Genomic DNA, 20,493 nt, shown 5'->3' with positions numbered 1-20,493 from the left:
CTCTTTTGAATCTTTTCAATCACTTATAAGTTTGTTACATGTAACTACAGTACTAATAAAATGGGCGTGCCCGCCCATCTGATCAAAAGGGAAATCCGCCACCACCGCATCCAGGTTTTCTCTTCCAATTACGCGTTCTACGGTGATATGAGCCGACGGGTTATGACCAACCTGGAAGCCATGGCGCCACGAGTTGATATCTACTCCATCGATGAAGCGTTTCTAGATCTCACCGGAATTGAGCGAGTGGTATCTTTTGAGGCGTTTGGCCGGCAGGTGAAGGATGCCGTATATCGGAACGTCGGGCTTCCTGTTTGTGTTGGCATTGCGCCGACCCGGACGCTGGCCAAGATCGCCAATTACGCTGCCAAGAAATATCCAGCGACGGGTGGCGTTGTTGATCTGACGGACCCGGCTCGACAACGGCGTCTGATGGCCCATGTGCCCATTGAGGAGGTATGGGGTGTAGGGCGCAAGCTTTCGGCCAAACTGCAGGCTATGGGCTTTACAACGGCTCTGCAGTTGGCTGATACCGACCTGGTGACGCTGCGCAAACGCTTCTCCGTGGTGCTGGAACGAACCGCCCGTGAACTGAACGGCATTTCCTGCCTTGTCTGGGAGGATGCACCCGCGCCGAAGAAGCAGATCATGTTCTCTCGATCCTTCGGCCAGCCAATTCGGACACTGCCGGACCTCGAAGCCGCCGTGGCGCAGTACGCCACCCGAGCCGCTGAAAAACTCCGGAAAGGCCAGCAGTATGCGGGTGAGCTGATGGTGTTCATCCGGACCAACCCGTTCCGCCCCGGCGAACCTCAGTATTCCAGAAGCATATCCGTCAGGTTGGTGAATCCAACACAGGATTCCCGCGTGATTGTTCAGAGAACACTAACCCAGCTTCGATCCATATATCGGTCCGGGTACAACTACGCAAAGGCTGGAGTATTGCTGAGTGAGCTGGTGGATGCCACGGGGCTGCAAGAGGATCTGTTTGAGTCAGCCACTACCGATAATGTTGATAGTGGCAAGTCCGAGAGGCTGATGACGGTCATGGATGAAATCAACCGAAGATCCCGGGCCACTGTTTTTATGGCAAGAGCGGCTGGCCCAGCCGCGCATACCATGCGAAGAGGGTATTTATCGCCAGCGTACACAACAGACTGGAACGCGCTCCCTGGAGTCAGGTGACATCGGCAACCTTTAAACGTCGAGCATCAGCTAGTAACTGAGCGGTCGGTCCTGAAATCATTTATTGTTGTGGTAGATCAGTCAATAAACATTCAGGGAGAGGCGTACATGTGTGGTCGATACAACGTCACCGATTCTCCAGAGATCCGGGTTCTGATGGGCCAACTGAAGCTGCCAGGAACAGTGCCGACCCCGCAGTTGAACGTGCCGCCCGGGGGCGTCGGTGAGTTCGTCATTGAAGCCGCCGGCAATCGCCGTCTTTTAAGGGGCATCTGGTCTTTATTGATTGAGCCTCGGCCCACGGGGAACGGCTATCGACCGAATCCAAAATTTCAGACCTTCAACGCCCGAAGTGACAGGCTGACCAGCAGCCCGCTCTGGAAAAAAGCGTATCCATCCAAACGCTGTATTCTCCCGGTGAGTGCGTTCCATGAATGGAAGGGCAAGCAGGTCTACAACATCCACCCGGAAAACGAGGCGGCGGCCTTAGCCGGGTTGTGGCAATCCTGGAAATTTGGAGACGAAACCGTGAATTCTTTTACGGTCATTACACTTCCACCGCACCCCAGGTTTAGTCACATTCACCCAAAGAGCATTCCGCTGATGCTTCGGTCGGACGATTTTGATCTTTGGTTGGATTCAGAGTTCCACCAAGTCGATGCGTTTCAGAAACTGATGAAGCCCCATATCCCGGCGCGGTTGGTGTGCGAGCCTGTGAGTAACGCGAATGATTTGAGACGAACGGGAGAAGCGGAAATCCTGGAGGCGGACTGAGGTCGGGACCACTTAGAGCAAAGAGATCAGTAGTATATACTACTGCGAATGGTCTCCCCTCCAAATGAACATAACCTCAGATTATGCGCAGCAAGAGTTGGCAGAGCCCGGTTGTAGCGGGTAGCCGCTTCTTTCCGCCCGCCCACGACTCCCTTCCTGTCCTATACGACTGCAGCAAAGTCGGCCGGGGGTTCTGGATAAAGCTTCAGCCGCAGTCTGGCTAGAGCCGGGCATATAGGCAGTATCGTCATGTCGCAGGATCCACCGGCAAGACATCAGGTAGCTTTTTCAATTCCGCCAGGGGCATTGGCCGGGCAAACAAGTAGCCTTGCAGGATATCGCAGTGCCGGCGGGCCAGGTCGTCCTGCTGCTCTCGGGTTTCTATCCCTTCCGCAACCACGATCATATCCATGTGGTGGGCCATGGTAATCACGCCCTGAACGATGGCGGCTATCCGGTGATCTGTCGTGGTTTTCTCCACAAAGCTTCGATCGAGTTTTACCTTGTGAGTGGGCAGATCCCGAAGATAGCTTAGGCTGGAAAAGCCGGTCCCGAAATCATCCAGTGCCACACGTACGCCCAGAGTTTTCAGGGTTTCCATCAACTCGATCACGGGCTTCGCCCCGTCCAGCAAAACACTTTCGGTCACTTCCAGTTCCAGCAGCTGTGGCGGAAGGCCAGTTTCTGTAAGTACTCGGCGGACGTCATCCAGGAAGCCGTCACGGATAAACTGGAGCGATGAAATGTTGACGGCAACGCGCAGTCCCCTTTCCCGCTGGGCATTGAAGTCGGCTATTTCTACGCAGGCCTGTTTGAGGACCCAGAGGCCGAGGGGCACGATCTGGCCAGTCTGCTCGGCCAAGGGAATGAATTCACCGGGAGAGATCATGCCCCGGGCAGGGTGATGCCACCGTACCAAAGCTTCAACACTGCGCATGCGTCCCGTGACAGCGTCCACAAGGGGCTGGTAATGGAGCTCAAACTGGTTTTCCCTCAGCGCGGCGTGAAGATCATGCCTCAGGTTCACGCTGTGCCGGCTGCGCTCGGCTTTCTGGCCACTGTGCCATTGCCAGGTGTTTTTGCCCTGCCGTTTGGCCCGCTCCCGGGCAATGTCTGCAAACTGGAGCAATCCATGGGGGGCGTCCAGAGGCGTGCAGTTACAGGCGATCCCGATACTGGCACTGATTTGAATCATCTGGCCGTCCAGGTCAATTGGCTGTGCAAGGTGTACCAGTATGCGCTCGGCCAGTTGAACGACCTCCTTGCGGTTTGTGTACCCAGGTAGCAGCACACCAAACTCATCCCCAACCAACCGGGCAACGGTCGCCTCAGGTGCCGTTAGGTCTACCAGTCTCCGGGCAATGGTTATGAGCACCTGGTTGCCGACATGGTGCCCCAGTTCGTCATTGATGGGCTTGAATCCGTCCAGGTCCAGATACAGGGCAGCTAACGCTCCACCCCCACCATCCATAATCAGTGACTCACGCAGCGTCTCTTGAAACGAGGCTTCATTGGGCAAGCCAGTGAGTAGGTCATGGGTGGCTTGGTAGGTAATCTGGGCTTCCTGCTCCCGTTGGTAGGTAATATCCTGCTGAGTGCCAATAAAATGAGTGCATAGGCCATCATGGTCGAACACTGGGCTGATCCGAAGGTGATTCCAGAAAGGCGTACCGTCCTTTCGGTAATTGATCAGTTCGACATTGACCTCGGCTTGGTCATGCAGCCCCCGCCGTATGGTTTCGAGCGCTTCCGGAGCGGTGTTTTCTCCCTGAAGAAAACGGCAGTTACGCCCAATGACTTCGTGGTGGTCATAACCGGTCATTTCAGTGAACGCGGGGTTAGCATAGACCACCGGCATGTCTGGGCTTCGCGCGTCCACCATCAGCATACCGTTCGGGCTTGCTTCAATGCCGCGCTTGAGCAGATGCAGGTCCGCATCCTGGTGTTTGCGATCGGAAATGTCCCGGCAAAGACCATAGACGCCGACGATCTCGCCCTGGATGGTGACCGGGAAGTTGGTAACCTCCAGGAAGTAGGGGTGGCCGGAGGCGTGAGTGCCCATAGTTTCGTAGGTGATGGTTTCACCGTTTCGGGCTCTGTTGAATGCCGCCTGGGCCTCTGCGCGGTAATCAGGTTCAATAAAAAGATTGAAGTGAAGGCCATGCACGCTATCCGCCGAATAGCCGGAAATTCCTTCCAGTGCGTCGTTACAGCTCTGGAAGTGACCATCGAGGTCGAATGTGTATACACCGTCTGGATGGTTGTCGAACAGGGTCCGGTGCCATTCGGAGAGGGTCCGATGGATCTCAGCATCCCGGTGTCGAAGAATGGCCAGGGCGACCAGGACAGCGCCCCGAGCCAGGTTGCGCTGAGCACCTGCAGTTGGGGTGGCTGGAGCGCGGTAGTAGGTGGCAAAGGTGCCCAGGAGCTCGTTCTTCGAGGTGAGAATCGGCATGGACCAGCAGGCACGAACACCCTCTGCCTCGGCAATCTCATGGAAGCCCGTCCAGCGGCGATCCTTCTGAATGTTGTCTGTGATTATCGGTTGGTGGGTAAAGGCCGCAGTACCGCAAGTACCCATATTCTCAGCCACCTGAATATCCTGCATGGCCTGGTAAAAACGATCCGAGAATCGGTCACTGGGCATCAGGCTGAGGCTGTTGGAGGCGGGATGAAACTGCATGATGGAAACCAGTGCGCCAGGCATCATGCTGCCGACCCAGTCAGCTATGGCGTCCAGCGTCTGCTCCAGCGGATGTTGCTGGGCGATCAACTCATGGATGTTTTGCTGCGCTTCCAGCACAGAAAATTCAATGTCGCTCATGGTGCCATGCTCTGCTGACAGATGGGGTTCTTCTCAGAATGCCCTTTACGCGCAATCTCCAGAGTAACTCTGAGCTGATCACTGGATGACGATCCCCGCTCTGAATAAAGATTATTTTTGTCGAGAATGCCGCGAAAGACGATGAATATACGTGGTGACACAAGATTGCAGCGTAATTCGAACTCAGTGAAGTATCGACGGCAAATGTCAAAATGGACAATTTTTTAAGTAACTATTTGTTAACGCTTAGGATATATCGGGAGTGATCGCTTTCCTTTCATATTTAGCGAGAGCAATGCGTGGGCGTCCTGAGACTGGCGGCCATAAGAGCAACAATTTATGGAATCCGGTCCTTCGGATCACCGTGTGGATGCCTGCTGCGCGCCGGCGCAGGCCCCAATCTGGCGAAATAGTAGCAAGCTGTCTATTCTGGATTGAGACAGTTAAGCCAAGGAGGCTTCAGTGGAACACTATTACGGAAACGACAATGCACAAAATACCGGTGAGCATGAGGTGCATAAAGAGGGTTGCCAATTCATGCCTGAAATTCTGAATCGCACCTATTTGGGCATGTTCTCATCATGCAGGGAGGCTCTCGAAGCGGCTCGACAAAAATATGACAATGTGGATGGCTGCTTCTTCTGCGCTAATGCTTGTCACAATCGATAACAGATTTATGCGCAATCTCGACCAGAAAACTTTGGATTCCAATACACGGGATAGGTTGGTCAGTATCGCCAACAGTGCTGCTGGCGCGCTTCCAGTTGTCGGAACCCTCATTTCTGAAGTGATGACAACCATCATTCCAGATTTGCGTTTGGACCGCATAGTCGCCTTTTTGAAACAGCTTGACTCCGAAGTCGCAAGCATTCACGGGCGACTGGATACCTTTGAGCAACACCTTCAAACCGAAGAAGGTTTGGACCTCTTGGAGGAAGGCTTCGTTCAGGCATCCAGGGCAGTATCTGCAGACCGCAAAAAGCGTCTTGGACGCCTGGTTGCTAGAGCCCTATCAACCGAAGAGTTGCGATACGAAGAAAGCCGAAAATTGCTCAATATCTACCGAGAACTAACAGATCCGGAGATCATTTGGTTGATTTACTATTCTATGAATCCGGTCTTTGGAGATGGCCCCCATAAAGAATGGGTGGAGCAGCACCCAGAAATATTGGAGCCGGTAAGCAAAACAATGGGGGCTTCTCAGGAACAATTGGCGAAGGCAGCGCTTCAGGAGAGCTACAAGCAGACTCTGCAGCGGTTCGGGATTGTCGAGCAGAAAGGTAATCGCTTCAGTGTCACGACACTTGGTCGAATGCTCGTGCAATATATCCAAGCTGAGGAGTGATTTCCCTGACCTTGAAGCTAGCAGTTATCATCCAGCGGCTCACACTCCCCAAAAGAAGCCCCGGATCGGAAACGCAGGTTTACCATAATTCGGTTCTTATGCGCAGTCGGTGATCAGCAGCAGGCGTGTTGGAACGCAAATACGCTTGTAGGCGGTGAGGAGAGATTACTGGTCGTTTTCTCGGCCTTGCTCTCGGCACCGTTGGCAAATGCTTAGATAGTAAAGAATGTCGTCGCAGGATTCTTTGACTTCGAAGCCTTGGCTCGAACCCTCGATATAAACCACTGATTTCAACATATCGTTTTGACTGCTTTCGACTTCTTCAAAAGCTGTGACGGTGTCGGCGCGAAGATAGAGTTCTTGTCCATTGGTGGTATATAGCTGAATGAATTCCCGGTCTCTGAAGTTATAGTCGGCGGTATTCATTGAAGCGTTTCTCCCCGTTAAAAATGCCCCGGCTAGGATCGGCGAGTGTTGTCATTAGAAAAGTAAACGACAACGTCCCAACCGGCAAGGGCACTGTCCAGACCTAACGCGGCTCCGCCCAGAGTATTTAATGTTGACAGCGAATGGGTGGAAATACCGGAAATCAGCAATGGAATTCTGCAGGTTAAGCCGTGCCGGGCTATGCTGGAACGAGATAAGGTAGGAGAAATTATGAAACGGTACCTGATTGCTGGGGTGTTGTGGGGGCTCGCCGGAATCCCACTTGCCGATGCCCTTGAGAAACCCATTCCCTACAGCTACTGGGATGATCCCGTCAATTTAGATGCTCGTAAGACCCAACTGAAGCACATTACTTTTTTTTGGCAGGATAGCGGTAAAGGCCTCCGCGAACCTTCGCCGAAGCTGCTGGATTGGTACCAGCGGGAGGAGGCGTTCTACCGAGACCACTTCTTTGAGGATACTGAAGAGGCAGGTCCCAGGGTCTATAGTTTCCTGCGCAGCGAGGAGTATGCGCATATTCAGATGTACTACGCCACCCAACGGATTGAAAATATTCTGGGGGCGATTGCCAGCACCCAAGAGGAGAGGGACAGTAAGAGGGAGCTGTTTGCTTGGATCGCCCTAACCGCCGAGACACAACGCTGTCAGGAGCTGATTGAGTTCGCGGATCATTTGCTGCGGGTTAAGGAGATCGGCGCAAGCACCCAGCAGGCCATTAAGGAATTCTGCCGCTTCGCCCCCCTCCGGCTTCACCGCAGCGTTATCTTGCCTTTTTACCAACAGATGTATCTAAAGTAGTCACGAATCATCGAGGACCGAAGCATAACCCGCCGGTCTCTACACCAAGGTTGGAGGTTGAGAGATATAGGTAGTGTAATCAACAAGGAATCTACGAGGTAAAGGCCCCAGTGGCGCCGTCTTGAGCCTTATACCTTTATTAAGAGGAGGGTTACCCTTTTTTCAGGCGGTTGAGCGAAGCATTCAGGGTGGTTCTGGCTACGACAAAATGTTCAGCCACTTCTTTTTTCGTGATGTTCGGGTCTAACAGCATGGCCGCCGCCTTCTTCACGTCGGCATCCGACATCGCCGGTTTTCTTCCGCCTTTTCGACCTCGGGCCCGGGCCGCCTTCAGCCCAGCGATGGTCCGCTCTCGAATCAGATCATGTTCAAACTCAGCCAAGGCACCAAATATATGAAACACCAGGCGACCGCCTGAACTGGTGGTATCGATGGATTCCGTCAGTGATTTGAAACCGATTTCGCGACCATGAAGATCCTGGACGATCTCCACGAGGTCTTTCAGTGATCGGGCCAGCCGATCAAGTTTCCAAACAACTAAAACATCTCCCTTCCTCAGAGTACGCAAGCACTGCGACAACACAGGTCGTTCTCGGAGCTTGCCGGTCAACTTTTCCTGGAAGACCTGTTCAGCCCCTGCTTTTTCCAGGGCATCCACCTGGAGTTCGGAATTTTGATCCTGAGTGCTAACACGCGCATAACCTATGATCATAAAAGGCACCTTTTCTAGTCATAGATTGTTGTACGTGATTGTTGATCGCTAAACAAGGTAAAAAGCGGGGTTTTTGAGGGGGTGGTGAAGACGTCCAACAAACGACCGTTTTCTGTGTATGAATTAGCGAGTATGAGAAGAACTGCAAAGTAATATAGTACGAGAGGGCCGAGTAAAGAGAATTTGCTCGTGCTCAGGAGAAAATCGATCTTGAGCGGTTGGGCTACAATTAACGAGCACCAAGGTACACTGTAACCATCTCCTAAAACCGGGGCATGCGTAATTAGAGTTCTCTGGCCTACAATGCGGCAAACGGAAAGTGACATGAAAAAGTCACAGTACAATTCCGTTTTATTATGAGACCACTCGATTCACTTACTGCTGTGCTCTAGCTTCTCGATACGCTTTAGAAGAGCTTCCATGCCACCTGACTGTGAAAGCTTTGCCTCGGCCTTGTCCGCTCTTTCTTTGTGCTCATCGCGATGCCGACAGGCAATACCCAGATCCTCCTCAAGTTGATCGACTTTGTTTTCGAGATCCCTATTTTTATCCTCAAGCTCTTCGATCATAGCGCTAGAGTCGGCCATTTCAGCATCCGCTTGCCTCTTTACAGCCTCAAGATCTCGCGTCATGTCGGCCACTCGGCGGTCTGCCGCACGATTAGAGACTTTGTTAATCTCCGTTGCAATTGACCGAAGATAGTCCCCGAAGCGTTCTCTACCTGCAGCAAACGCTTCCTCGACTTCGACCGGAAGGTCTGGCACTGGAGATTCATCATTGGTCGCTTCGGTCACATGCTGATACCAAACTTGAGCGATCCTTTTGGTATCCCCACCTCCAATGGCTTTACGAATCGCGAAAGCGGTCACCGTTCGCCCTTCGTCTTGTATCCTCGTGCCGGCCTCAATAATTTTTTCATTCGGATATTGTACTGGGCGCATAACCACTTCCTGATGTCAGACTGGTACTAAATATTAGAACATAAAGACGAACAAAGAAAGAAAGTAAGTAATAAAGTAAGTAATAAAGTAAGTAACTTGAGTGTCAGGAAACTTGTTGCTACCGATTGGATGTGACCGGTGGAGGTGATGAGGAATGACGGGGCTATACTGGACTTCCCCCGCCTCGAACAGCGGTTCATCAGAAGGCTGTGATCGTCCAACATGAATGTCCGGTTTGCGACCTCCCGCATCCCGGGCGATACCTAAGGAGACTCTGAATAAGTCTCGAAATCAGCGATAATACGGCCATCGCCAACCACATAGGATTCGTTGCCACCATGGATCAGATCACGTTCTCCGAAGCCGAGTACCAGACCAAGAAGCGCAAAACGCGTCGTGAGATCTTTCTGGAACGGATGGACAAGCTGATTCCCTGGAAGCAATTGGAGAAGAAGGTAGCCCGTTATTACCCCAAGGGCCAGAACGGACGACCTCCGTATCCGCTGTCTGCCATGCTGCGAGTTCACTGCATGCAGTTGTTCTATAACCTCAGCGACCCGGCCATGGAAGACGCTCTGTACGAGATCGAATCCATGCGGCACTTTGCCGGCCTGAAGCTGGACCGATTGCCGGACGAGACCACCATTCTTAACTTCCGGCATTTCCTGGAGCAACACGGTCTTGGCAAGGCACTGTTTAAAGAGGTGAATAAACACCTGGAAAAAAATGGCCTGATGCTGCGCGAAGGCAGCATTGTTGATGCCACTATTATTTCTGCTCCCAGCTCGACCAAGAACAGTACCGGCAAGCGCGATCCAGAAATGCACCAGACCAGAAAGGGCAACGAATGGCACTTCGGCATGAAGATGCACATTGGTGTCGATGACACGCTGGGACTGATTCATAGCATCGATACCACCGCGGCTAATGTTCACGACATCGTGCCCACCGACAAGCTGCTGCACGGAGAAGAACAACGAGTCTTCGGCGACGCCGGTTACCTTGGCATTCAAAATCGGGATGAGCATAAGCACCGCGAAGACGTCTCCTGGTTCATTGCCAAACGACCTGGCACCCGGAAGACGCTGGATGCCGACAAGCTGAAAGCCGAGAAAATCAAAGCCAGTGTTCGTGCCAAAGTGGAGCATCCCTTCCGGTACATTAAGCAGGTCTTCGGTTATAGCAAGGTCCGCTATCGCGGCCTTGCAAAGAACAATAACCGGCTGCATTTGCTGGCCGCGTTCAGCAACCTGCTGATCGGTGAAAAATACATGCTGGCGTAGGGCCAGTGCGCCTGTTTTTCGCCAAAATGGCGGGAAACGGGCAAAAAACACACAAATAAATGGAAATAGTGTCTGAATCTTCGATTTTTTGCCGGTTAAAACCAAGATCGGCAAAAATCAGCGGTTATTCAGACCTTCCCTAAACAAAAGCGAACATTAGTAAGCCTTTTTTAAAGATCCATGCTTCCATTGGAAAGCGGGCCTTTCTACTGCGTCAAATTAACCTATTTAGGATGGCTTGGATTGGCAGACGATCACTCTCGCGGCAATTACCATAGAGGTAAAGTCTGAGGAAGCAGGACATACAAGAAATATTGTAATGAGCGCTTTACAAGCTACTGGCTGTTTTCCGGAATATCTCCTACGATTTAGGCGGTGGCCTTACATGCTTTCGCTCAAAGCAATGGTCTCCATTTTCTAAAAACTCTCTCGGGTGCGTGGAAGATGAAGAGTTTCAAAGAGCAGCTAGCGAAACTATTTGAACGTCCGGTACCCAAGCCGATGATCAAAGGCCGGAAGCCAAAGAAAGCTGACGATCGGGAAGTAGAGTCCAAAAAACTCTCGGAGCAACTTGAGAAAGCCGAAAAGAAAAAGGCGAATCGACAAAAAAGGCTGGCAAAACGCAAACAAAGAAAAACGAAAAACAAGAAACGTCCCAATGGGAAAGATTTAGAATTTTCTGCCGAGGCTATCGAAAGGGCGTACCACCCAGTTTCAAAACTAGCGAAGTTTAGAAATTCCCTAGCTAGCACCGGCCCTGCTGAGCTCGCAGAAAGCGGAACCCAACCCAAGCTGAAAGCATCTAAGCCCTACGGGCAACAACCAAATAACCAATGCGCACATTGCGGAAAGCCAGCTATGTCTGGATACGACCTATGCATGCGATGTTTGAGCTAATATGGCCTAGACCTAAACGTATACCCCACGAAAATCTTGGCACTCATCCCATAATGTCCGGGTGTCTAAAGAGTTCTCATGTTGCTATTCGTCAGGCTCCTGATTTAAAGCCGATTCATCCGGCCACCAAATCAAAGAGAACAGGTCATAGCCATTCGTGTATTGGCTCTCAGTGATAGTGGAATTCGCAGCCGCGGCCCCGTCGATCCACCTATCCGCATCCACGGTCAGGGCGTTAGACTCTCCAAAAACCTCATGTGGTCTTAGAATCTGTCTGTGAGGCCAGATCGAGTCGGGTACGATGGGATTGCGAGAGAACCACTTTCGTCTGCCTTGCTTATCCCAGCAAACAAGCATGCATGGAAGATCGGAAACCTCGACTAATCGTATCGAAGCGCTCGTCCTCGAAACGTCAAATAGCTGAGAGAGGTAATTAACCGTACTCACGCTGATTTCCCTTGCAGGTAAATATCGTTTTAAAAGATAACCAGGCATCAAAAGCTCAGCGGAGAATCGATTTGCACGAACTTCTTTTTGCTGCTTGAAATTGTGACGCGAGATCGCGTGCTGACGCATATCGGAGTCAGTGCATCGGTAGCTTAGATTCTTTCCACGATCATTTATCCAATGACCTATTTCATGCCCAAGAGAAAATCGCTGGCGCTGCGGTGCAGACTCATTGTTAATCGTAATAATTGCACGAGTGTCTGTACCAACGATCTGTCCTTCACACCCTGGCAATCGGTCCCGCTTAACCACTGCATTCAAATCAAACGCGATTAAATCCAAATCAATCTCATCCGGGCTATCGATCCCGATCTCTCTGAGGATGTGTTCCGGAGCACGTTTAAACTTCATCGGTCGGAGTCTGTGTCGTCAGGTTCAATCAGACCCAGTGCAACCAAATCTCGCCAGATTCTTGCGACATCCTCATCGGTGGCATTGTTTTGTTGCTCCCTGAAGGCTAGAAGCAGCCCCTGCGGGACGTTATCCCTATTCTGAAGTGCCTTGGCAATGTCGGCGACCATCTCCGACGCCGTTCTCCGTCTGCTGCCCTCGGAAGAATCTGCATGGCTGGCTTGGTGAGCAGCAAATGCTGCTTGCCTCTCTGCGAGGCGCCGACGTTTGCTTTCTTGAATCGCTGACTGAATGAGTTGTGAAGCTTCACTAATATCTTGACTCGAGGGATAGTCAGGGGAGTCTATACAAGAAAGAATTTCTTGCTCTTCGGCTTCCAATAGAGATTCGGTCACGTATTCATTGATTTGTTTTATAAGCTCAAAATTCATCACTGTATCTCCCACCAAGGGAGGCCTTTGGGAAACCTCTTCCGTACCTTATCTTTAATACGTTTTTCTACTGCTCGGTAACCTTGGTCGGTGAAGTTACAGGCAACAAGAATGGCTGCCTTTTTCAACTCTGCCAATTTTTGAGTAAGAAAACATTTCGCGTCTTCATCGTCGACAAACAGTTGGCGTATTCTGTCGATCCACTCATTCATGGTGGACTTTTTTTGTGCCTTCGCAACCTGAATTTCCGGCGACCGCATAGAGTGATCTGCCGAAAGCTCCGGTTTCTGAAGCGCGATATCACCCGTTTCAATTCGGGTTGAATCAGTACTCTCGGTGCGAGAGTACTTTTTCTCCTCGTTTGAGATCACGCTTCGACCGGTCATCAGCAAATATGGAATCGTCTCTGTACGACGCGGCCAGGCCCTCTCCATCGTCAATACCGCCTGCGCGACTTCCGAAAGCACATCATTCGACGACATGCCTGCGCGGGCGTCGCATCCGCTAATGCGATAGGCCTGTAATAGGCGAGCGATGTCGGCAGTCGTAAGTGTTCCCAACAACTGCTGGACTTCGGCAAAGGTGTAATGCGCCGGCTGGGACATCTCACTGGTCACAGAATCGAATCGTCCTAGTCCTGCAATACTCCGCTTAAGAAAAAAGTGGAGAAAGATCGGCACTTTTTATTTGGGAAGAGTATGGGTTATTGAGGGCACTTGATGCCAACGACGAAATATTTGGGTTAACCAAAGTTAACCCAGATCAAGCTAGCAGACAACGTGCGGACCTGAAAACGTCCAGAACCACAGAGGTATCCATGATATGAGCGCAAACGAGAATGCTCCTGGCCAGCAGAAGGCCAAACATATTTTTATCAATGGTCGCCCAACAGCCTACGACGGCGACACCATTACCTACACCGAGTTGGTCGCGTTGGCTAATCCGGGCGGCACAACAGACGGAGTACTGTTCTCGGTCAAATATACCGGACCCAACATGTCCGACGGCTCCCTTGCTGAAGGCGGTTCTATCAAACTTGTTAACGGGATGAAGTTCGATGTCAGCCGTACTAACCGATCCTGATCCTAGCGTCGAGCAACTGCTCAAAGAGGGCTACGAGCTTGAGCTCCTGCACCAACATCTCTTGGTGCACGGAGTCCCTTACGTTAATCATTGTGGCGAGGTGTGCTGGGGGGTCCTTGCGGCGCCCTACACGGGGAACCGCGTCGAGGGAGTATCAGCAACGCCAAAAGGGCACACCATATGGCTCCATGGCGAGACGCCGCACCATGCGGCGTCTCGTAAGCCAATGCACGGCTTAATCAATAGTTCAGCGGATCGGAAATTGTGTGAAGGTTTTGTTGGGAATCATTACCTCTCAAATAAACCCAACAATCAGGTTCCCAAGAATTTCTACGATTTGATTAGCCATTATCACGGCTTATTGAGTGCAGAAGCCCAGCAGATTGCTCCCAACGTAGATGGTCGGACGGGAAAGGTTCGAGCAAACCGTGATCCTGAATCCGTTTTTCGCTATCCAGACACTGCATCCTGTCGTTCTGGTATTACAAACCTTTCTCAACGATTTCGAGATTATCAAGTGGCGATAGTCGGTGTCGGGGGGACTGGCAGTTACGTGCTCGATTTAATAGCAAAAACACCGGTAGCAGAGATCCATCTTTTCGACGGCGACACCTTCGAATCGCACAATGCTTTCCGATCACCGGGTGCCGCAACGATTGAAAATATCAACCGAAACGAATTGAAAGCAGTGTTTTTCCAAGAGCAGTACGGGAGCTTTCGGAAGGGAATTGTCAGTCATCCCTATAAGGTTTCTGGCGACACACTTACGGAGCTAGAATCCTTCGACTTTGTTTTTGTCTGCATCGACGACGGCGATTCGCGAAAGGTAATTTGTGAATTTCTGGCGGACCGTGGAATAGCGTTCATAGATACCGGCATTGGGATGACGCTACAGAGTGTTGAGGGGCAGCAGGAACAACTTTCAGCGACCTGTAGGGTAACCGTGGTTAGCCCTGAAAAGAAGGATCATATGGATCGCTTTCTCGATTACGCTCCCAACGATGACAATGTCTACGACAGCAATATTCAGATAGCGGACATGAATGCATTAAACGCTGCGATGGCTGTTGTTCGTTGGAAACAATTCCTTGGTGTTTATCAAGACCAACAAAAGGCCCATAACCTGACAATGACGATGTCATTGCAGTCAATGCACAGAGAAGAGGCCATAGAAGAATAATGAACAAATTGGAAGGTTTGGAACCAGTTTTCGTTCAATGCATTCCCCCGGCGGAGTCAGTGCGTGAAGGCAAGCTCTACATAAGCAAGGAATTTCAGACTGCTGTACATAAATGCTGTTGCGGATGTGGTGAGGAAGTGGTCACGCCGCTTAACCCAGCTCAATGGCGACTAACGGAAAAGGGGGGGAGAGTTTCCTTGCATCCCTCAATCGGAAACTGGTCTTACAAATGTCAATCTCATTACTTCATAAACGAAAACCGTATATTTTGGGCTGCGGCCTTTTCAAAGGAAGCGATAAAACGAGTACAGTCTAACGACCAAAGAGCCATTAATCAGTACATCGCGGCTAAGAACGCTAGGACTCTCCCTAAACGAGGAATAATTGAAACGATTTCCGCGGCTATCCTTCGAGGCGTTAGAAAGGTAAAGGAACTTATTTGGCCGAAAGAATGAGGCGTTGAGGCTGTAGAAAATCCCAAATTCCCCTGCGGTTTAGTAGGATCAGTCCACTTTTTTGCGATTTTGAGGACAAGCTTAACCTTGGCACCGAAAGAAATTGTGGAGTTATTGAGCAAATATCAACGTTTAGTTGCACTACTGATTAGAGTTTTTCGCCAGTTATTCCCATGTCAGGTCTTCGAGTGAATCGGAGGGGAAGGTAACGGGGTCGCGCGGCTCAGGAAAAGGTCCGCTTTGGTGTCCGTAGGAGACCAGTAATACAGGCACTGACACGGTCAAAGGGCCGAAACTGATGGCTAAACATCGCAATGACGATAATCGGCTAGCTGATGGCCGCCACAAAAATTTTAGGAACCAGGCAATGGGAACGACTCAGAACCGGGTTTTTCTACAGCCTCGTTAGGTTGCCGGGAGGTATTCGTGACACATAGATATTTCTCACAAAGAGCCGGTACGAATCCCAATCCCAACGGGCTGCCGCTCAGAGATATTTGCGAGCTATTTGAGAAGGTTTTCGACCAATTACGTGGTGATGGGTTTTTCGATGAGGCACTGGGTTCATACTGTGTGGACGCCGGACAGGTTCCTGGAAAGATTGGAGACATCGACTTGGAGATCCTTCTAGCAGTCCGCAAAAAGGACCTATGGCCGATTGCAGACCAGCATTACCTTTACTCCGAAGATGACCTATTTGATCTGATTGAGTTCCTGTATCAGCACGTATCAAAACCAATAGACGGTACTATGCACTCCTATGGGAATTGCGGAATGCACTGGGAAGTCTTTAGCCAAGAGGAAGGCAAAAAAGTATTCAAAGACCGCATAAACCTGCTTCTTCAACACTACGAAAACCACTTCGAGTTGTCTGAGAAGGGGCAGGTCCTGAGAAAGGCAGAGGCTGGGTTTGAGCCAATATTCAACGCGGATGTCCCATCTACAGATTCAAACGTCGTCGGCCGCATAAACTCAGCCATTATTCGCTTTAGGCGTCACGGGTCAAACATGGATGACCGCAGGCAGGCTGTCCGTGATCTTGTGGATGTTCTTGAATACTTGCGCCCACAGGTAAAGGAATTTTTTACCTCCAAGGACGAGGGAGACCTTTTCAATATTGCCAACAACTTCGGCATTAGGCATCTAAATGAAAAGCAAAAAACATTATACGACGAGAATATCTGGTTAAGTTGGATGTTTTATTTTTACTTATCAACCATACACGTTCTGCTGAGAAAAATCGGGCATCAGCGTGGCATGGCAACCTAACAAGGCGCATCAATCGCGGCCTGCGGCCACCGGACGCCCTTTACATTGCGGCTGCGCCTCCATTACAAGGGCGCCGTTGTGCGCTGGCGTTGTCCCTAAATCTGAACGTTCGCTTTGCGACCTCAGCGTGCTTTGTTTCCGAATAGCGGATTGGGTAGGCCCCCATCTGAAAAGGTCTGCTTTGTGGTCATATCAAACTGGCTCGATCCGACACCGGCCAAACCATGGTGTGAAACTGCGACCCAATCATAGTGAGCTGAACAGATGGTTCGCTGAGGCGCTATCGGATTCAATAGCAGGCGTCCCGATCGGGTTGGCTCGGAACACCGCCAGATCGTCATTTCAAATGCATTGCTTTATGAATGTTGCCTTTTTCCTGTATTACAGGGCTGATATTGAAGGGTTGCTCACTCACACGACAACAAATTTCGTATATTTTGGCTTGTTATAATTGAGCTTGAATAGGAGCAAAGGTGCAAGGCCGCCGAACGAGTGGTTACCCCCCACTGGTCAATGCGGCTATGTCGTACGTTTTGTCCGGATCGTAAAAGGTTACGACCTAAAGCCCTCCTCGTCCGAGTCCCATTGGTTACGATCGTTTATAGATGCGTGTCGCGGATGACCGGTTGCGCCATGTCGGCTGGAAGGGGCTTGAGGAGGTCCAGAGGGCCTAACGGGGAGTGTCATTGCCCTGACATTACCGTTTGCGAAGAACGCTGGCTGAGCTCGTTTACGGTGGCGCTCTCGAGCTCTTTCAATCGACAAAGGCAAAACCTAGAACGGAGATCGCGAAAACCGTGCATTCATCGGCGAGCCTCTCGGAAAGGGGTTAAGAATGACGGCCGATCAGAGAAAACCTGATAAAAAGAGCCAAATCCAAGGTGAGATGCGGCTTGAGATGGCGTAATTCTGGAAACACCCGATCACCCGCCCGACGGCTATACCCCGGAATTCGCAACAGGGTTGTTCGAGGTTAATTGCCTCAGAATGGTTTTGGTGTGATGCTTTGGTCTTTCTTGGCGCCAAGGACTTTCTTGGTAGCTCAATAAGGAACCTCACAAATCGCACGCAGACATGACTGTATAACGAGGTATTTTTCAGCAATGAACCATGCCCCCGGTGAAACAACAATCGAGCAGCATCGTGCCGGACTAAAGGCGGCCATTCGAATTTTGCAGGCGTGGGGTATTGAGGGTCCCGATCAAGCCCGTATTTTAAACATTGATCAAGCTCTCGTTGACGCCCCTGAAACGATCGATACAACGGCTCAGAGTCAATTGACGAAGATTTCCTACCTTCTCAATATTCACGCCTCCCTAAAAGAGCTCTTCCAGAACCCGGAAAACCACAGCGGTTTTATGATGTCTATCAATCAAAACCCACCCTACTACGGTCAGAGACCGTTAGATTTCGTTTTGACCGGCAAGCTCGAAGCCATCAAGGAAGTGTTCGAAAGCCTGGAGTTATTGAAGTATGGACAATGACAAAGAGCGAGTTATTCGTTCTGTAGCCGAGGAGCTCGGTGTTGCTGGCGACAAGTTGGTCGAAATCGCTTCTTCAAACCGCTATCCCGGAGAAGATGTCGCGCAACTCTTCCAAAAACTCCGGCATAGCATGGTCGCCGCTATTGGCGACGACCGGGAAAATCTTGCTCATTGGCTGGAGACGCCCAACGAAGCGCTGAAAGGGAGACCGATTGATCAATTGACCAGTGTCCAAGGTTTCCAGCACGTCATCGAGTATCTTGATATCGCCTCCTTCAAATGGCGATAAGTCAGGAGGGCTGTCTCACAATTACGGGAGCTCAGGAGTCTGGCAGGCCGAGTACTTCGATTTCTCATGGATAGTCCCAACGCACCGCTTCTGTCCCCAAAGCGAGCCAGCATCGCCCCCCTTCGTCTAGTCATAGGGGCAATCGGGACTTCCCCATTCCAAACCAACCGGGCCTCCAACAGCGCCCTGAAGCTTCCGGTACTTGATCCATCTGATCGCTATTTCGTCTAGCACCTCAGAAGGAATCTCAACGGTAAGGCTCTCAATGATCTGATCTTTGAAGGTTTCTTTGGAAATCTCATAAGACGAGGGTTTTTCGAGGTTGAGGAATACTGAGCGAGGCTCGGAGGAAAGAAGTTCTTCGTTGTACAGATGGAATTTATCACCTGCGGCGATTGACGCTTTAGTACTCATTTGTAACCTCTCAGTTTTCAATTATTGCTGTCTATTGCCGTCGCTGCTCACTAGCCCTGGACGAGACCTAGGTTACCGCCGTCCACTTACTTGATAACCGAGCCAAACGCCTCAGATCATGCGGTCGTTGCGTAACTGACCCCTAACGTAGCCCGCTCACGCCATGCTCAACTGAATTTTCATCCATAAAAACCTCTCATCTCTATCTTTTTCCGTCTCCATGACGTGAATAAATATTGTGGACAGCATTTCCAAGCTTCAGCAAGTCATCTTGTTCGAGAACCGGCTGAAGCCATACCCATGGTGAATTTCTCCTTCTATATATGAGCAGCAGCTCCTGGTGCAGGCCAATGTGACTCAGCTTGAACTCTTTCTGGGTGAAAAATAAGGACGTATGGTGCAAAGCTGGGTCTATATGTGAGCAGATCGCCCCAAGCATTTTCCCCAGAGCCGGCATTGAAAAGGTGCGTTGATTTTCTGCTCCTATATCTGAGAAGACTGAATCCCACTATTTTCATTGACCTACAGACCTTTCTCTAATCTCTTTGCCCGCTCACGCGACCGACTACTACAAATTGAGGCTGGTAGGATCGCTGAGCGACACTTGGTCTGCTTACACCATTTTGTGAGTAGCGGGTCGATCTGCTTACACCACGACAATCCTCGTAAACAGAGGGAAGATCGGGCCGGCGGGTGAGCAAATCAGTCTGCTTACACTATTTTAAGAAACGGAAAGGCTGCTGCTTACACCACAAGTAGACCCAGCTTTCGTGCTGCTTACACCATCTGAAACAGCTATCGCGGTGCTTACACCATGAGAATTTAAAATTTGGCAGGCCAGCCATAATCAGCATGAGTTCTAGCTTGGCGCCCTCGAACCATAATATATGCTGGATCAGATGGTGGTCGCCTGACCCCGGGCGAAAGCAAAGCTTCAATGCCCTGGAAAAAGCGTAAAATGTGAGCATTAGACAAAAAAACCAATTCATTTCTGGGTGTCCCGTGCGACTAAATAGTATTGAGGCAACACCGTTTCATTCGCTGTCATACTGGTCGAGCGGCCCCGGCGGAACTCCGCGCCAAAGAGAACTGCCGTTTTTCCATGCCAAAGCTGAAGGACTCCCAGACGGCATTGGATCCCTGGTTTTATTGTCAGACCTGCAAGGTCGGGAATACCTATCGGCGAATTTAGTGGGCACTGAAAGGTTACTCGGTGAAGCGGTTGCCGAAGAGCTTTCTGTCCTCGTGGGCCTCGGCGAAATCCCTCAAATCAGTACGGTCATGGTATGCGGGGATCTATACGACTATCCGGACTGCCGAAAACCTGGGGGTACCGGCCCAGTTGAAACGGTTTTTTTATCGCTTTCCGGCGTGTCTGAAGAAGTGATTGCGGTTCTGGGAAATCATGACACTTTGGTTTCTCAACCTCGACTACCCACCAAAATCACGATTTTGGAGGGAAACGTCATCACAACTAGCTTTGGACTGCGGATTGGTGGTCTTGGTGGCATCATTGGGGATCCAAAACGCTACAACCGTCGTGATGAGGACACATTTATCCGTTACATGGAACTGTGTACCCGAAAGTGTCCCCATATTCTTATGCTGCATCAGGGCCCCGAAGACAAGGAAAGAGGCCGAAAGGGCAATCCCGCAATTACTCAGTCATTGGAAAAGAGCTTTTCAGGTCTTACTTTATTCGGTCACACGCATTGGCCTGATGGTCCATTAATCGAGATCGGGGATGGCCAAGCACTGAATCTAGACGCGAAAGTAATAGTCATTGTCCCGAGCAATAATGATTAATGCTGAACTTGAGTGGCC

At 50.7% G+C, this 20,493-nt stretch carries 22 protein-coding genes; 14 read left to right on the top strand and 8 right to left on the bottom strand.

The window, feature by feature from the left end; translation table 11 throughout:
* Positions 1-9 precede the first annotated feature (9 nt).
* Both D0851_RS16900 and D0851_RS16895 read left to right on the top strand, forming a co-directional pair.
* Positions 10-1,185: a DUF4113 domain-containing protein gene (locus D0851_RS16900; protein WP_319922348.1), complete on the top strand. Its 1,176-nt coding sequence runs from the start codon at positions 10-12 to the stop codon at positions 1,183-1,185.
* A gap of 108 nt (positions 1,186-1,293) precedes the next feature.
* Positions 1,294-1,959, top strand: a complete 666-nt coding sequence (locus D0851_RS16895) for an SOS response-associated peptidase (protein WP_117619672.1) — start codon at positions 1,294-1,296, stop codon at positions 1,957-1,959.
* Between the two features lie 247 nt (positions 1,960-2,206).
* Here the strand turns inward: D0851_RS16895 and D0851_RS16890 are convergent, their stop codons facing one another.
* On the bottom strand, positions 2,207-4,783 hold the full coding sequence (locus D0851_RS16890; protein ID WP_117619671.1) for an EAL domain-containing protein: 2,577 nt from the start codon (positions 4,781-4,783) through the stop codon (positions 2,207-2,209).
* A 462-nt stretch (positions 4,784-5,245) separates the two neighbouring features.
* Between D0851_RS16890 and D0851_RS16885 the strand changes: the two genes are divergently transcribed.
* Positions 5,246-5,452, top strand: coding sequence for a hypothetical protein (locus D0851_RS16885; protein ID WP_117619670.1), 207 nt, complete (start codon positions 5,246-5,248; stop codon positions 5,450-5,452).
* Positions 5,453-5,459: 7 nt separating this feature from the next.
* Positions 5,460-6,128: a hypothetical protein gene (locus tag D0851_RS16880; RefSeq protein ID WP_227539336.1), complete on the top strand. Its 669-nt coding sequence runs from the start codon at positions 5,460-5,462 to the stop codon at positions 6,126-6,128.
* 165 nt (positions 6,129-6,293) lie between these two features.
* On the opposite strand, the gene D0851_RS16875 is transcribed toward D0851_RS16880, so the two are convergent.
* A complete protein-coding gene (locus tag D0851_RS16875) occupies positions 6,294-6,554 on the bottom strand; it encodes a hypothetical protein (RefSeq protein WP_117619668.1) in 261 nt (86 codons plus the stop codon).
* Between the two features lie 231 nt (positions 6,555-6,785).
* Here D0851_RS16875 and D0851_RS16870 point away from each other — a divergent pair, with 231 nt between their 5' ends.
* Complete coding sequence (locus tag D0851_RS16870) at positions 6,786-7,373, top strand: hypothetical protein (protein ID WP_162893768.1); 588 nt, start codon at positions 6,786-6,788, stop codon at positions 7,371-7,373.
* Positions 7,374-7,524: 151 nt separating this feature from the next.
* Here the strand turns inward: D0851_RS16870 and D0851_RS16865 are convergent, their stop codons facing one another.
* Together D0851_RS16865 and D0851_RS16860 are read right to left on the bottom strand one after the other, a co-directional pair.
* Positions 7,525-8,085, bottom strand: coding sequence for a recombinase family protein (locus D0851_RS16865; RefSeq protein WP_117619666.1), 561 nt, complete (start codon positions 8,083-8,085; stop codon positions 7,525-7,527).
* Positions 8,086-8,456: 371 nt separating this feature from the next.
* Positions 8,457-9,026 (bottom strand): DNA-binding protein, encoded by a 570-nt coding sequence (locus tag D0851_RS16860; RefSeq protein WP_117619665.1) that lies wholly within the window; start codon positions 9,024-9,026, stop codon positions 8,457-8,459.
* Between the two features lie 338 nt (positions 9,027-9,364).
* On the opposite strand from D0851_RS16860, the gene D0851_RS16855 reads away from it, so the two are divergent.
* Positions 9,365-10,309, top strand: a complete 945-nt coding sequence (locus D0851_RS16855) for an IS5 family transposase (RefSeq protein ID WP_117619664.1) — start codon at positions 9,365-9,367, stop codon at positions 10,307-10,309.
* Between the two features lie 444 nt (positions 10,310-10,753).
* The gene (locus tag D0851_RS16850; protein ID WP_162893767.1) at positions 10,754-11,206 is read left to right on the top strand and encodes a hypothetical protein; all 453 of its coding nucleotides are present in this window, start codon (positions 10,754-10,756) and stop codon (positions 11,204-11,206) included.
* Between the two features lie 84 nt (positions 11,207-11,290).
* Here D0851_RS16850 and D0851_RS16845 read toward each other — a convergent pair whose 3' ends face one another.
* From D0851_RS16845 to D0851_RS16835, 3 genes are read right to left on the bottom strand one after another with little or no spacing between them, the layout of a single operon-like run.
* On the bottom strand, positions 11,291-12,064 hold the full coding sequence (locus D0851_RS16845; protein WP_117619662.1) for an ImmA/IrrE family metallo-endopeptidase: 774 nt from the start codon (positions 12,062-12,064) through the stop codon (positions 11,291-11,293).
* Positions 12,061-12,495, bottom strand: coding sequence for a hypothetical protein (locus D0851_RS16840; RefSeq protein WP_117619661.1), 435 nt, complete (start codon positions 12,493-12,495; stop codon positions 12,061-12,063). Before D0851_RS16840 ends, D0851_RS16845 begins: the two co-directional genes overlap by 4 nt.
* Positions 12,495-13,112, bottom strand: coding sequence for a hypothetical protein (locus tag D0851_RS16835; protein WP_162893766.1), 618 nt, complete (start codon positions 13,110-13,112; stop codon positions 12,495-12,497). Before D0851_RS16835 ends, D0851_RS16840 begins: the two co-directional genes overlap by 1 nt.
* 205 nt (positions 13,113-13,317) lie before the next feature.
* On the opposite strand from D0851_RS16835, the gene D0851_RS16830 reads away from it, so the two are divergent.
* The 6 genes from D0851_RS16830 to D0851_RS16800 all read left to right on the top strand — a co-directional run bounded on the left by D0851_RS16830 (position 13,318) and on the right by D0851_RS16800 (position 18,255).
* A complete protein-coding gene (locus D0851_RS16830; RefSeq protein ID WP_117619659.1) occupies positions 13,318-13,578 on the top strand; it encodes a multiubiquitin domain-containing protein in 261 nt (86 codons plus the stop codon).
* Positions 13,553-14,758 carry a ThiF family adenylyltransferase gene (locus D0851_RS16825; RefSeq protein WP_117619658.1) on the top strand — a complete coding sequence of 402 codons (1,206 nt, stop codon included), beginning with the start codon at positions 13,553-13,555 and terminating at the stop codon, positions 14,756-14,758. Before D0851_RS16830 ends, D0851_RS16825 begins: the two co-directional genes overlap by 26 nt.
* On the top strand, positions 14,758-15,213 hold the full coding sequence (locus tag D0851_RS21120) for a DUF6527 family protein (RefSeq protein ID WP_227539335.1): 456 nt from the start codon (positions 14,758-14,760) through the stop codon (positions 15,211-15,213). The genes D0851_RS16825 and D0851_RS21120 overlap by 1 nt, the downstream gene beginning before the upstream one ends.
* A 426-nt stretch (positions 15,214-15,639) precedes the next feature.
* A complete protein-coding gene (locus D0851_RS16815) occupies positions 15,640-16,482 on the top strand; it encodes a hypothetical protein (protein WP_117619657.1) in 843 nt (280 codons plus the stop codon).
* A gap of 1,103 nt (positions 16,483-17,585) precedes the next feature.
* Complete coding sequence (locus tag D0851_RS16805; RefSeq protein ID WP_117619656.1) at positions 17,586-17,966, top strand: hypothetical protein; 381 nt, start codon at positions 17,586-17,588, stop codon at positions 17,964-17,966.
* A complete protein-coding gene (locus D0851_RS16800; protein WP_117619655.1) occupies positions 17,956-18,255 on the top strand; it encodes an antitoxin Xre/MbcA/ParS toxin-binding domain-containing protein in 300 nt (99 codons plus the stop codon). The genes D0851_RS16805 and D0851_RS16800 overlap by 11 nt, the downstream gene beginning before the upstream one ends.
* Before the next feature lie 126 nt (positions 18,256-18,381).
* Here the strand turns inward: D0851_RS16800 and D0851_RS16795 are convergent, their stop codons facing one another.
* A complete protein-coding gene (locus D0851_RS16795) occupies positions 18,382-18,669 on the bottom strand; it encodes a hypothetical protein (RefSeq protein ID WP_117619654.1) in 288 nt (95 codons plus the stop codon).
* Positions 18,670-19,629: 960 nt separating this feature from the next.
* Between D0851_RS16795 and D0851_RS16785 the strand changes: the two genes are divergently transcribed.
* Positions 19,630-20,475, top strand: coding sequence for a metallophosphoesterase (locus D0851_RS16785; RefSeq protein WP_227539334.1), 846 nt, complete (start codon positions 19,630-19,632; stop codon positions 20,473-20,475).
* The last annotated feature ends 18 nt before the right edge of the window (positions 20,476-20,493 follow it).

Origin of the sequence: Marinobacter sp. Arc7-DN-1 (assembly GCF_003441595.1) — a bacterium.
Taxonomy (GTDB): Bacteria; Pseudomonadota; Gammaproteobacteria; order Pseudomonadales; family Oleiphilaceae; genus Marinobacter; species Marinobacter metalliresistant.
This window is presented reverse-complemented; position numbering and strand designations above follow the sequence as displayed.

What these genes read in the sequence shown, in the direction of transcription:
- D0851_RS16870 (WP_162893768.1), top strand. Translation starts at nt 6,786, where the DNA reads ATGAAACGGTACCTGATTGCTGGGGTGTTGTGGGGGCTCGCCGGAATC.
- D0851_RS16895 (WP_117619672.1), top strand. Translation starts at nt 1,294, where the DNA reads ATGTGTGGTCGATACAACGTCACCGATTCTCCAGAGATCCGGGTTCTG.
- D0851_RS16860 (WP_117619665.1), bottom strand. Translation starts at nt 9,026, where the DNA reads ATGCGCCCAGTACAATATCCGAATGAAAAAATTATTGAGGCCGGCACG.
- D0851_RS16800 (WP_117619655.1), top strand. Translation starts at nt 17,956, where the DNA reads ATGGACAATGACAAAGAGCGAGTTATTCGTTCTGTAGCCGAGGAGCTC.
- D0851_RS16865 (WP_117619666.1), bottom strand. Translation starts at nt 8,085, where the DNA reads ATGATCATAGGTTATGCGCGTGTTAGCACTCAGGATCAAAATTCCGAA.
- D0851_RS16840 (WP_117619661.1), bottom strand. Translation starts at nt 12,495, where the DNA reads ATGAATTTTGAGCTTATAAAACAAATCAATGAATACGTGACCGAATCT.
- D0851_RS16795 (WP_117619654.1), bottom strand. Translation starts at nt 18,669, where the DNA reads ATGAGTACTAAAGCGTCAATCGCCGCAGGTGATAAATTCCATCTGTAC.
- D0851_RS16805 (WP_117619656.1), top strand. Translation starts at nt 17,586, where the DNA reads ATGAACCATGCCCCCGGTGAAACAACAATCGAGCAGCATCGTGCCGGA.
- D0851_RS16855 (WP_117619664.1), top strand. Translation starts at nt 9,365, where the DNA reads ATGGATCAGATCACGTTCTCCGAAGCCGAGTACCAGACCAAGAAGCGC.
- D0851_RS16890 (WP_117619671.1), bottom strand. Translation starts at nt 4,783, where the DNA reads ATGAGCGACATTGAATTTTCTGTGCTGGAAGCGCAGCAAAACATCCAT.
- D0851_RS16875 (WP_117619668.1), bottom strand. Translation starts at nt 6,554, where the DNA reads ATGAATACCGCCGACTATAACTTCAGAGACCGGGAATTCATTCAGCTA.
- D0851_RS16850 (WP_162893767.1), top strand. Translation starts at nt 10,754, where the DNA reads ATGAAGAGTTTCAAAGAGCAGCTAGCGAAACTATTTGAACGTCCGGTA.
- D0851_RS21120 (WP_227539335.1), top strand. Translation starts at nt 14,758, where the DNA reads ATGAACAAATTGGAAGGTTTGGAACCAGTTTTCGTTCAATGCATTCCC.
- D0851_RS16825 (WP_117619658.1), top strand. Translation starts at nt 13,553, where the DNA reads ATGTCAGCCGTACTAACCGATCCTGATCCTAGCGTCGAGCAACTGCTC.
- D0851_RS16880 (WP_227539336.1), top strand. Translation starts at nt 5,460, where the DNA reads ATGCGCAATCTCGACCAGAAAACTTTGGATTCCAATACACGGGATAGG.
- D0851_RS16845 (WP_117619662.1), bottom strand. Translation starts at nt 12,064, where the DNA reads ATGAAGTTTAAACGTGCTCCGGAACACATCCTCAGAGAGATCGGGATC.
- D0851_RS16830 (WP_117619659.1), top strand. Translation starts at nt 13,318, where the DNA reads ATGAGCGCAAACGAGAATGCTCCTGGCCAGCAGAAGGCCAAACATATT.